Here is a 10,852-nt window from a genome sequence, read left to right as displayed (position 1 = left end):
GTGCAGCAGCTTGTCCATCGGCATTTCATTGGTGCCGTCGTTCAGCACGGTGACTTCGAAATCGCCCAGCGTGGTGCGATAGAAACCGGGGGACTGGGACTTGGCCAGAGGCGCTGCAGCAAAGGCAGCGCCGGATGCGAGCGCGGCGGCGAGCGCCACCGCGGCGGAGATACGGGTGCGTTGAGTCATGAATTCCCTTTTACTCAATATTGTTGGAATCATTACGATAGCGCAATTCCGGCGGCTCTGCAGGAGGCCGCCGGAAAGCTCAGAAGGACATCGGCAGGCGCACCGACAAGGTCACGTCCGGTGTATCGCGCGTCAGACCCGCGCCGACGGTCACGTTGAGCGTGCGCTTTTCATTGAGGCGATACGAGAAGCCCATCAGCAGCGTACCCAGCTGGGTGCGCACCGAGCCCGGCACGGCGACGCCGTTCTGTTTGGTGCGTGCGATCGACTGGTGATCGTAGCCGAGGCTGAGCGACGCTTTATCGTTCAGCGCAAGGCCCATGCCGAAGTTGAAGCCGACCACGGCGCCCGGCTTGACCGTCCCCAGCGGCTCCATCGCTCCGCTCAGCACCTGGCGTTCCACGTTGTCACGCTTGATGTTGTACAGATAGCTCACGCTGCCGAAGAAGACTGCTGGATCGGACGGGAACAGCCAGGTCAGGCTGGGCTGAATGGCCCAGAAGCCGGAGCCGGTCGGCAGGTCCAGCGGCAGGCCGGTGCCCGACGCATTGTCGCCCACGCAGCGCACCTGGCAATCCGTCACCACTTCAAACGGGTCCTTGCCGGTGCGGGTCTTCACACGCAAGCCGGCAACGTAATAGGAGCTGTCGGGACCGCCATCATTGATCTGGTGGCGCACCGCCACTTCAACGTCGCCAATGCCCTTGCCGCTGGTCTGGAACACGTTCTCGACCGCGGTACCGGTGAACAGTTCGCGGCTCACGGTCGAATCGGAACGGTAGGTATAGGGCAGACGCACCTCGACTTCCGTGCGGTTGGTCAAGCCATAGCGCCCGGCCAGCGTGACGGTGTTGGTATTGCGCTTCAGCTCGCGCACGTCGACCAGGCCGATCAGCAGTGCCGGAATGATGGTGTAGCCGACCAGGGCCACGCGGTTGCTGGACGAATAGCCGAACTGGTAACTGGGCTCAAGCACGTAGTGGYCGCGCGGTGTCAGCACGCCGGGCGCCTCGAACAAAGGCGCCACCGCCGGTGGACGGCTGTCGCGCTCGGGCGCCTTGCCGACGGGGTCGTTGCGCTGGTCGCCGCCGCCTTGTGCGCCTTGTGCACCTTGTGCTGCCGTGCGCCGGTCGTCGGCGGGCTGGGCCGGCTGGCTGGGCGCCGGCGCCGCTTGTGCCTGCCCTCCCGCCTGCCCGCTGCCGGTGCCGCGTGCCTGCTCCAGCTGGCTCGGCGCCACGGGATTTTTCAGCCGCTTCAAGTCTTCCTGCAGGGATTGCAGCATGGCCTTCTGTTCGGCCAGCTGCTTCTTCAGCGTCTCCAGTTCGGCCGCCATGGCGGCGTTGCTGCGATTATCCTGCGGTAGTTGCGCCATGGCGGCGCTGCACATCAAGAGTGTGACGCCGGCTGAGCCGGCGCGCAAGGTACGGACAAGCTGCATGCTTCCCCCTTTTCTAGAGACGACGTCGACAGATGCTGCCGTGCTCAGCGCGGGCCAACCACATTGGCCAATGCCTGGCGCAGCGTTGCTTCCAGATTCATACTCTTCAGCGCAGCCAGCGTATTGACCGTTGCATTGATGGTGGTCTGACTGCGTATCAGTTGATCATTGACGCTGTTCTGGATCAGGAGGGCCGACATCAACTGAGGCATCGCATCGGCGGAGAAGCTGTTGCCCGGTCCGTTCTGGACCAACTGGAAGGGCTGCAGCGCCTCGCGTGCGATCTGGGCCTCGGCGCTGCTCATGCGCGCCATGTCGGCGATATTGAATTGGGTGGTGGAAACCACGTTGCCGTTAATGGATACCAGGCGCTCAATGCCCAGCGAGACGACCAGCCCATTGCCGGTGTCGAAGCCGCCGCGGACCGCTTCCAGCTCGCTGTCGGGCACAGGCGTGCCCCAGTCCGGGCTCGCTTCATCGGCATCGGCCGGAAGCACCGCAAGACTGCACAGCAAGGCAAGCATCCAGCGGGAATTGCGCATGGCTCGCTCCTAGAATTCGCCGGCGCCGTTCTTCGGCACCGTCACTCTTGCCAGCCCTTCGCGGTCCACCGCATCGCCCAGGAAGGCACGCGGTGCCACCTTCCACTCGGCCACTTCATTGAAGTGCGGCTTGCCGTTGTCGGGGCCACTGCGTTTATGGATCACAAACAGCAGGTGATTTGGCCAGATGGCCTCAAAGGATTTGCGCCCCACGGCGCGTGTTCCGCCAGACGGATCGCCCAGYAGCACGCGGTCGGACTCGACGCCCTTGACCACTACGAAATGATGGTAACCCTTCTCAACTATCAACACAATGGCCGGGAATTTGGCCTGGACCAGCTTATCGAGCGGCAGTTCAAAGCCGTCCGCCGTGAAACCGTGGTTGCCGAGGAACCGCTTCATATCCAGCAAGGAGAAACCCTCGCGCCGGATCTTGGCCTGATCGCCGGTGACATACATTTCCTGAAACGCTTGTTGCTCGGTGACAGGAAAGTCATAGTGGTAAGTCAGCAACGTTGCTACCGCTGCCGAGCCGCAGCTGAAGTCGTACTGCTGCCGCACCGTGGTGCGGAAGCGCGCTTCCTTCATGCTGGTCACGTGGACAAAATACGGAACACCGCCGACGCTGGCCAGTTCGGCTGCCAAGGGGGCAGCAGCCGGCGCGGCCAGCGCCAGGGTGAGGCACAACCAGCGTAGCGTAGGCATGTTCATTGGATTTGCACGTTAACGATGGTGGCGTTCTGAATCAGCACATTGGAGCCGGAATTCTGGATCACGGTCGGCAGGCCACTCGCATTCACAAACGAGCCACCAGTGATCACATTGTTGCCGGTTACCRCGTTGACCGCGCTGTTGTCGGTCACCGTGCCGCTCAGTTTCATATCGCTCCAGGGCGTATCGGTGCCGCCACGCATGCGCGACAGCTTTTCCTCCCCGAGCGGCGTGCCGAACACGCCGCTTGATCCCTGCCCGGCGCCGAGCGGCACCGGGACCGGGGCCGGGCTGCGTTCGCCCGGATTGGACGTCCCCACACTTGCGACAGCAACTGCCGGAGGCGTTTCCCTCGCAGGGCTGACCTGCGCCTGTTGCGCCACACATGGCAGACACAACAGCCAGGCCAGCATCCCGCCTGTCTTCGCGGACCAGGTATGCATGACATTCTCCTGTCCTGAGAAGTGCGCCGCCGCAGCGGCGCACCGCTTTGCGCTTAGTGCTGGCCGACCGTCAGGTTGGCCTGAACATTGACGCTCTGCTGAATCAGGGAAGAGAAGCCATTGTTCTGGCTCACCACCGTGATGCCTGCGGCGCCGCCGGCGACCGTAGTCATCGTGTTGGACATATTGAACTCGCCAGCGCTCACGCTGTTGGTACCGCCAGCACCGCCCGAGCCGCCGTTTCCAACACCACCGGTAGCCGTGCCTGCCGTGTTGGTGCCGCCTGCGCCGCCTGCACCGCCAGCGCCCGCTGCACCGGCACCGCCGGAGCCGCCCGTGTTGCTGCCGCCTGCGCCTGCTGCACCGCCGGTGTTGCTGCCGCCTGYGCCGCCGGAGCCGCCGGTGCCTGCCGTAGCATTACCGTTGGTGGCTGCGCCGCCAGCTGCTGCGCCCGAAGCCGAGCTGCCGCCTGCACCGCCGTTGCCGGCCATGTTGGACGCTGCACCGCTGCTGCCGCCGCCTGCACCTGCACCACCAGCGCCACCGGTGCCGCCTGTGCTGCTGCCATTGCCGCCGCCGGCACCTGCACCGCCTGCACCGCTGGCTGCGCCTGCACCTGCGCCACCAGTATTCGATGCCATGGCGCCTGCGCCTGCCGTGCCGCCAGTGCCTGCTGCACCTGCACCGCCAGCACCGCTGGTGTTGGCGCCGCCGGCTGCGCCTGCGCCGCCTGCGGTCGATGCCGAAGAACCAGCGCCGCCGGCGCCAGTTGTTGCGGTACCGCCTGCTGCGCCAGCACCACCGTTGGTGGTCGCCATTGCACCTGCGCCGCCAGTGCCGGCATTGCCGCCGGTACCGCCGCCGCCGCCGGCGCCCGAAGTGGCTGCGCCACCGGTGCTGGCATTACCGCTGGACGAAGCGGCGCCAGCCGTGCTGGTGCCGCCGCCGCCACCGGCACGCGAATTGCCGCCGTCAGCGCTCTGGGTCGAACCGGCATTGCCGCCACCGACCGAGCCGGTGCTGCCGGCATCGCCGCCGCTGCCTGCGCGGGCCGCATTGCCGCCGTCGCCGCCAATGGCACGTGCAGCGTTGCCGCCCGAGCCGCCGGATGCGCCGGTTGCAGCGCCAGTGCCGCCGCCGTCGCCGCCAATAGCGCGTGCAGCATTGCCGCCGTCACCGCCCGATGCGCCGGCTGCACGGCCGCTGTTGCCGCCATAGCCGCCATTCACGGCGCCATTGCTGCCGCCGTCGCCACCGATGGCGCGGCCGGTATTGCCACCGCCGCCGCCGGTTGCGTCGCCGGTAGAGCCGCCTGCGCCGCCAGCACCGCCGGTGCTGCCGCCGACACGGCCGGCGTTGCCGCCTGCGCCGCCAGAGCCGCCTGCGCCGCCGTCACCGGTGCGGGCGCCACGGGCATTGCCGCCGTCGCCGCCATTGGCACCGCGGRCATTGCCGCTGCTGGCGCTGCCGCCATTGGCGTCGCCCACATTGGCATCGCCGCCGCTTGCGCCGCGGCCGCCATTGGCATTGCCGGTGTTGCCGCCGGAGCCGCCGTTAGCGCCGCTTGCACGGGCACCGTTGCCGCCATCGCCGCCATAGCCTTCGGCGCCGTTGCCGCCGCGAGCGCCGCTGGCATTGCCGCCAGTCGCATCACCGCCGATACCGCCACGTGCTGCGCCGCCGTTGGCGTTGCCGTTGTTGGTAGCGATATTGCCGATGTTGCCGATCGAGTTGCCGCTGACAGTACCGGTCAGTGTGCTGGTCGCGGTGGCGGAGGAAGTGTTGAACGAGCTCGTCATGTTCGAGGTCGCAGTCCCGCCATTGTTGGCGGCTGCAGCAGCATCAGACGTGGCGCGTGCATTGCCAGTGCTGTTGTTGTTGTCGTTCGCGTTGTTCGTGTTGTTGCTGTTCCTGCTCTGACTCGTGGACGAGGTATTGTTATTCCCCGACTGATCTGTGGATTGCGCCATCGCTCCTAGACTGAACATCAATCCAATTGCTGTCGCCAGTATGCTTTTATTCATTTTGTGCCTCACCAAAAAGTAGTTTTTGAACGTTCGGCCACCCGGGCTAAGCCCAGGCAGAGGCAATTACGCAAACTTGGTGCCAGCACTGATGAAAGCCGCGAAGCGCTTGAGTTTAAAGGCTTTTTCGCGGCAGGACTGTTGAGCAATAGAGCCTAGCTTTATGGAAGGGTCACAGCGGTGTGACAGGGTTTGCGGCAGATCGGGTATTTGTCCTGCAAGCCACCCCATGCGACGCTTGTCACATGGGTGTGACGCCGTCTCATCCGGCATGCATAAAACGCCGCGATGGAGGTTCGATACCGTGCTTGGCCATCAGACGGTACAAGGTCATGCGTGACACACCGAGCTCGCGCGCCACCATGGTCATGCTCTTGCCTTCGCATAGGTGAGCTTGCAGCGCGGCCCGCTCGGCCTGGRTGCGCACGCCATCCAGCGCATCGTTCAGCACGTCCGGCGTGGCGTCCTCAAGGCCCAGATCGCACGGCTGTATCATGTGCCCCTCCGCCATCACCAGCGCGCGCCGCACGCGGTTGACCAGCTCGCGCACATTGCCCGGCCAGTCGTGCGCGCACATCGCCTCCAGCGCGCGCGTGCTGAAGCCCTTCACGCCCGGCGCCCGCTCGGCCGCAAAGGCGTTGAAGTAGTATTCGGCCAGTGCCACCACATCGCCATCGCGCTCGCGCAGCGCCGGCACATCCAGCGGCAGCACGTTCAGGCGGTAGAACAGGTCTTCGCGGAAGCGGCCCTCGTCCACCGCATGCAGCAGCTTCACGTGCGATGCCGCGATCACGCGCACGTCAACCGTGATCTGGCGCGTACCACCGACGCGGCAGATGGTGTGCTCCTGCAGGAAGCGCAGCAGATTCGATTGCATATCCAGCGGCAGGTCGCCGATCTCATCAAGGAAGATGGTGCCGCCCGCGGCCGATTCGATCAGGCCGCATTTGTCGCGCGCCGCACCGGTAAAGGCGCCCTTCTCGTAGCCGAATAATTCCGACTGAATCAGGCTGGCCGGCATGGCGCCGCAATTGATCGGCACGAAAGGCGCGGCGGCGCGGCTGGAATGGTCATGCACGGCGCGCGCCACCAGTTCCTTGCCGGTCCCGCTTTCGCCCCAGATCAGCACTGGCGCTTCCACCTGCGACACCTTGACGATCTGCTGCCGCAAGCGGGTGATGGCGGGACTATTGCCCGTCAGGCGCATGCCATTCGGCCGGCTGCCGGGAATGGCGGGACTCTGCAGTACCGCCAGGCCGAGCGCGTGACCCAGCGTACAGCGCAGGCGCAGGCCGTCCAGTGGCAGGGTGTGGTAATCGAAGCAGTAATCGTGCACCAGCTGGCGGAAGTGCCCCGCCTCCAGTGCCGATGGGTGGAACAGCGCCACCCACTTTACCCACCAGTGTTCGCGCAGGAAGCGATCGAGTGTCTCCAAGGGACAGTTGCTGGCGTCAAGCAGCAGCACGCCCACCAGATACCGGTGCAGGCGCAATACTTCTCCCGCCTCTTTCAGGCCGGAGGCTTTCCCAACATCCCAGTCCTTCAGTACCGCCCCAATCGCGTCTCTCGCTCCGTGGCCAGGCAAGGCCACACATAAGAGTCGCTTATCTGTCATCTTCTCTACACCATGTTCGCCCGATTCCAGACCGCTGAACGGCCTGGTGTTCTTGTGTTTTATGCTTCACATGTTGCAAGGCTGGTCGCCCCTGGTCTTGCTGGACGGCGCACACACGGATAGAATGCGACGTTTTTTTCAGCAAGTCTGTTTCAATTTTTATATTACTTACGGTAGCAGCCCCTGCGCTTTTAGCACGAGGACAATATGAACCAATATAGGCTACAGCCAGACAATCTGCCAAGCTGGCGGCAGCGCACTTCTCTGCGGGTGTTGAATTTCTTCGGCTGGCAGATGTTATACAGCCCGCTGCCGGGGCCGCGCGGGATTGCCGTGGTGTACCCACACACCTCGAACTGGGACTTCATGGTGGGCGTGTTCGCCAAGTGGACCACCGACCTGCCCTTCCGCTGGCTGGCGAAGGATTCGCTGTTCCGCATCCCGCTGCTGGGCAAATGGTTTTATGCGCTGGGCGGCCAGCCGGTCGACCGCAGCGCGCCGCAAGGCATGATCAGCGCGCAGGCCGAGCGCATGCACAAGGAACCGTGGTACTGGCTGGCGATTACGCCGGAAGGCACGCGCGGCTACCGCCCGCACTGGAAGAGCGGCTTCTACCATCTGGCGCTCGCGGCCAAGGTGCCGCTGCTGCTGGTGTATCTCGACTATCCGAACAAGACGATCGGCGTGGTCGATCATCTCGACCTGACCGGCGATCAGGAACAGGACATGGCCGCAATCCGCGCCATCTACGACGGCCATCTGGGCAAGCATCCGGAACTGGCGGCGCCCATCGTTCTGAGCGAGCGCCGCGAAACGCCGCGCGCCTGAACGCTACTTGCGCGGTCCGCCGCGCGCGCTGAATCCCCACACTTCGCGGTCACTGTCGAGCTTGACCAGTGCGACGGTGCGCTGCTGGCGCGGTTCGAATCGCACGGCGGTGCCGGGCGCGATATCGAGCCGCATGCCATACGCCTTCCACCGCTCGAAATACAGGGCGGAATCCACTTCGAAAAAATGAAAGTGCGAGCCGACCTGGATAGGCCGGTTGCCGCGGTTCTCCACCGTGACGCTGACCGTTGTGGGGCCAGCGTCCGGCTGCTTGCTGTCGATTGTCATAGGGATACAGTGTAATCGCATATGCCCCTACTTTTGCAAGTGGCGTGCCATCGGAATACGGCACGAACATCCGGCGCTGGCCGCCATCCGCGCCATTTACGACGGCCACCTGAACAAGCGTCAGGAGCTGGCGGCGCCTATTCTTCCCGGCGGCCGCCGCGACTCAGCCAACGCTTAAGCACTTTCGCGCCTCCCGCTACCAGGAACAGGCCGGCCAGCAGCAGGCCGGCCGTGAACCCCGAGGCCACATCTTCCAGATGACCCGGATGGGCCAGGGCCGGCGCCGACACCAGTGCCGCCAGCAAGGCAACTGCATTCGTCCTTTTCATGCTTCCTCCAGTTGTGATGAGCCAAGCAGGCCCTGTTCGCGAATAAACTCGATCACCTGCGCTACGCCTTCGCCGCTGCGAAGATTGGTAAACAAGAAGGGACGCTCGCCCCGCTGCCGCTTCGCATCGTTCGCCATCACCTCAAGGTTGGCGCCCACATGCGGAGCAAGGTCGGTCTTGTTGATGATCAGCAGGTCGGAGCGCGTGATGCCGGGTCCGCCCTTGCGCGGAATCTTTTCGCCGCCCGCCACATCGATCACGTAAATCGTCAGGTCCGACAGTTCAGGGCTGAAGGTGGCCGCCAGATTGTCGCCGCCGGATTCGACCAGGATCAGGTCCAGCGCAGGGAAATCGGCCTGCAGGCGCGCGATCGCTTCAAGATTGATCGAGGCGTCTTCGCGGATCGCCGTGTGCGGACAGCCGCCCGTCTCCACGCCCATCAGCCGCTCCGGCGGCAGTGCTTCTGCACGCAGCAGTATTTCCATGTCCTCGCGGGTGTAGATGTCGTTAGTGATGACGGCCATGTCGTAGTGCTCGCGCATGCCTTTGCACAGCTGCTCGCACAAGGCGGTCTTGCCCGATCCGACCGGACCGCCGATGCCAACGCGCAGGGGATTCGATGTATTCATGGTTTCAGGACCTGTAAAGGCGGCCATGCTGGACTTCGTGCTGCATCGACAGCAGCGACAGACCCGGCGCCCAGTTGGACAATTCATCATCGGCCAGCGTCTGCGCACGCTGCACCGCGGCCTCGATATCGCTGCGCAGTGCGAGCAGGATCTTCTGTCCCGCCACCTGCCCCAGCGGCACGGATTTGACGCACACCAGCACCTGGTTCTCGGCCCACGAGAACAGCATGGCCAGCAAGGCCTCTTCGTGCGGAATGCCCAGTGCAGCCACGGCGCAGGCATACGCGGCCGGCAGCGGCACGTCGTCGCTGGCGCGCAGCATTGCCAGTGCGCCCTCGTCGACGATGCCCAGTTCCTCGACCAGCTTGCGCAGCGAATAACCCATCTGCACGCTCTCGGCGCGGAATTCGCTGGTATCGCGCGCAGCCATAGCGCGCTCGGTCAGTTCCAGCACCAGCTGGGCATCGCGCTGCGTGTAGGCTTGCATGAGACGCCAGCACAGCGGTGCATCCCACAGCGCGATCACGTCGGCGAGTTGCATGGCAATCCAGGCCTGCGCACCGGGGGCATCACGCACCTCGCCCTGTTCGATGGCCGCCTCCAGTCCCTGCGAATAGCTGTAGCCACCAATCGGCAGCGCGGGACTGGCGAACTGCAGCAGGTGCAGCAGCTGGGCGGCGCCGATCATGACGGGTCTCCCGGCCGGTGGATCTTCTGCCGCAGCGGCACCGGCGCCAGCGGGTGACCGTGGTCATGGCCGTGATGATGGCCACCGCCGTAAGCGCCGGCTTCCGGCTCGAACGGTGCCTGCTCCGCTTCAACCGCCGCGCCAAGGCCGATCAGCATTTCTTTGAGCACCGCGTCGGCACGGATGCGCAGAAAACCATCGCCCAATTGCGCCTGCGTGTGGCGATTCCCCAGATGGAAGGCGCAGCGCAGCAGCGTGTGGGCATCGCGGCAGGTCACCCGGTAGGTGGCTTCGGGTGYAGCCACAATCTGCACCACGCGCTTGTCCTCCCCCGTCAGCAGATCGCCATCGCGCAGCACCGTGCCGCGCACCGTGAACACGCCCACCGTTTCGCCACTATCAAGGGTCGCGCGCAGGCGGCATTTCTCGCGCAGTTCGTATGGCAGGACAAGGCGCGCGTCGATGCGCGCGGCGCCGGAAATTTTGGTGTGCAGAGTCAGCATGGCGTCAGAACAGGAAATAGCGCTGGGCCAGCGGCAGTACATCGGCGGGCTGGCAGGTCAGCAGGCGGCCRTCGGCGCGCACTTCATAGGTTTCGGGATCGACTTCCATGAGCGGCGTGGCGCCGTTATGGATCATGTCGTGCTTGCGCAGGGTGCGCATGCCGCGTACGGCCATCACCGGCTTTTGCAGCTTGAGCTGCTCGCCGATGCCGGCATCGAAAGCGGCCTGCGATACGAAGGTCAGCGATTTTTTCAGGCCGCCGCCAAAGGCGCCGAACATCATCCGGTAATGCACCGGCTGCGGCGTCGGGATGGACGCATTGGGATCGCCCATCTGCGCCGCGGCAATCATGCCTCCCTTCACAATCATCGATGGTTTGGCGCCGAAGAAGGCAGGCTTCCACAGCACGATATCGGCCAGCTTGCCCACTTCGATCGAGCCGACGATATGCGAAACGCCATGCGTGATGGCCGGGTTGATGGTGTACTTGGCCACGTAGCGCTTGACGCGGAAGTTGTCGTTGCGCTCCGAATCTTCGGCCAGTGCGCCGCGCTGGATCTTCATCTTGTGCGCGGTCTGCCAGGTGCGCAGGATCACTTCGCCCACACGCCCCATGGCCTGCGA

At 64.6% G+C, this 10,852-nt stretch carries 13 protein-coding genes and 1 pseudogene; 1 reads left to right on the top strand and 13 read right to left on the bottom strand.

The features are described 5' to 3' along the window. The 7 genes and pseudogenes from AB4Z11_RS10390 to AB4Z11_RS10360 form a co-directional block, all read right to left on the bottom strand. Nucleotides 1-189, bottom strand: a pseudogene (locus AB4Z11_RS10390) (MBL fold metallo-hydrolase); the annotation flags it as partial. A gap of 79 nt (nt 190-268) precedes the next feature. Then, nucleotides 269-1,627 (bottom strand): acetate kinase, encoded by a 1,359-nt coding sequence (locus AB4Z11_RS10385; protein WP_442025103.1) that lies wholly within the window; start codon nt 1,625-1,627, stop codon nt 269-271. 44 nt (nt 1,628-1,671) lie between these two features. After that, nucleotides 1,672-2,169: a hypothetical protein gene (locus AB4Z11_RS10380; RefSeq protein ID WP_442025101.1), complete on the bottom strand. Its 498-nt coding sequence runs from the start codon at nt 2,167-2,169 to the stop codon at nt 1,672-1,674. A 9-nt stretch (nt 2,170-2,178) separates the two neighbouring features. Further along, entirely contained in the window at nt 2,179-2,880 is a 702-nt protein-coding gene (locus AB4Z11_RS10375; protein WP_442025099.1) for a C39 family peptidase, read from the bottom strand. Next, on the bottom strand, nt 2,877-3,323 hold the full coding sequence (locus AB4Z11_RS10370) for a hypothetical protein (RefSeq protein WP_442025097.1): 447 nt from the start codon (nt 3,321-3,323) through the stop codon (nt 2,877-2,879). Before AB4Z11_RS10370 ends, AB4Z11_RS10375 begins: the two co-directional genes overlap by 4 nt. A 53-nt stretch (nt 3,324-3,376) precedes the next feature. Further along, complete coding sequence (locus tag AB4Z11_RS10365) at nt 3,377-5,293, bottom strand: hypothetical protein (protein ID WP_442025095.1); 1,917 nt, start codon at nt 5,291-5,293, stop codon at nt 3,377-3,379. A gap of 316 nt (nt 5,294-5,609) precedes the next feature. Further along, nucleotides 5,610-6,962, bottom strand: coding sequence for a sigma 54-interacting transcriptional regulator (locus AB4Z11_RS10360; protein ID WP_442025093.1), 1,353 nt, complete (start codon nt 6,960-6,962; stop codon nt 5,610-5,612). Between the two features lie 294 nt (nt 6,963-7,256). On the opposite strand from AB4Z11_RS10360, the gene AB4Z11_RS10355 reads away from it, so the two are divergent. Continuing rightward, nucleotides 7,257-7,790, top strand: a complete 534-nt coding sequence (locus AB4Z11_RS10355; protein WP_442025091.1) for a 1-acyl-sn-glycerol-3-phosphate acyltransferase — start codon at nt 7,257-7,259, stop codon at nt 7,788-7,790. A gap of 3 nt (nt 7,791-7,793) precedes the next feature. Here the strand turns inward: AB4Z11_RS10355 and ureB are convergent, their stop codons facing one another. The 6 genes from ureB to AB4Z11_RS10325 all read right to left on the bottom strand — a co-directional run. Next, complete coding sequence (gene ureB / locus AB4Z11_RS10350) at nt 7,794-8,078, bottom strand: urease subunit beta (protein WP_442025089.1); 285 nt, start codon at nt 8,076-8,078, stop codon at nt 7,794-7,796. A 137-nt stretch (nt 8,079-8,215) separates the two neighbouring features. Then, on the bottom strand, nt 8,216-8,407 hold the full coding sequence (locus AB4Z11_RS10345) for a hypothetical protein (RefSeq protein ID WP_442025087.1): 192 nt from the start codon (nt 8,405-8,407) through the stop codon (nt 8,216-8,218). Beyond that, the gene (gene ureG, locus AB4Z11_RS10340) at nt 8,404-9,036 is read right to left on the bottom strand and encodes an urease accessory protein UreG (RefSeq protein ID WP_442025085.1); all 633 of its coding nucleotides are present in this window, start codon (nt 9,034-9,036) and stop codon (nt 8,404-8,406) included. The genes AB4Z11_RS10345 and ureG overlap by 4 nt, the downstream gene beginning before the upstream one ends. Before the next feature lie 4 nt (nt 9,037-9,040). Continuing rightward, the gene (locus tag AB4Z11_RS10335; protein ID WP_442025105.1) at nt 9,041-9,721 is read right to left on the bottom strand and encodes an urease accessory protein UreF; all 681 of its coding nucleotides are present in this window, start codon (nt 9,719-9,721) and stop codon (nt 9,041-9,043) included. Beyond that, complete coding sequence (ureE, locus tag AB4Z11_RS10330; protein WP_442025083.1) at nt 9,721-10,227, bottom strand: urease accessory protein UreE; 507 nt, start codon at nt 10,225-10,227, stop codon at nt 9,721-9,723. The genes AB4Z11_RS10335 and ureE overlap by 1 nt, the downstream gene beginning before the upstream one ends. Nucleotides 10,228-10,231: 4 nt before the next feature. After that, a partial coding sequence (locus tag AB4Z11_RS10325; protein ID WP_442025081.1) for an amidohydrolase family protein occupies nt 10,232-10,852 on the bottom strand: 621 nt, incomplete at its 5' end.

This window comes from Pseudoduganella sp. RAF53_2 (assembly GCF_052113985.1).
In the GTDB taxonomy this organism is placed as follows: domain Bacteria; phylum Pseudomonadota; class Gammaproteobacteria; order Burkholderiales; family Burkholderiaceae_D; genus Rugamonas.
Note: the sequence above shows the minus strand (reverse complement) of the source record. Positions and strands in the feature narration are given on the sequence as shown.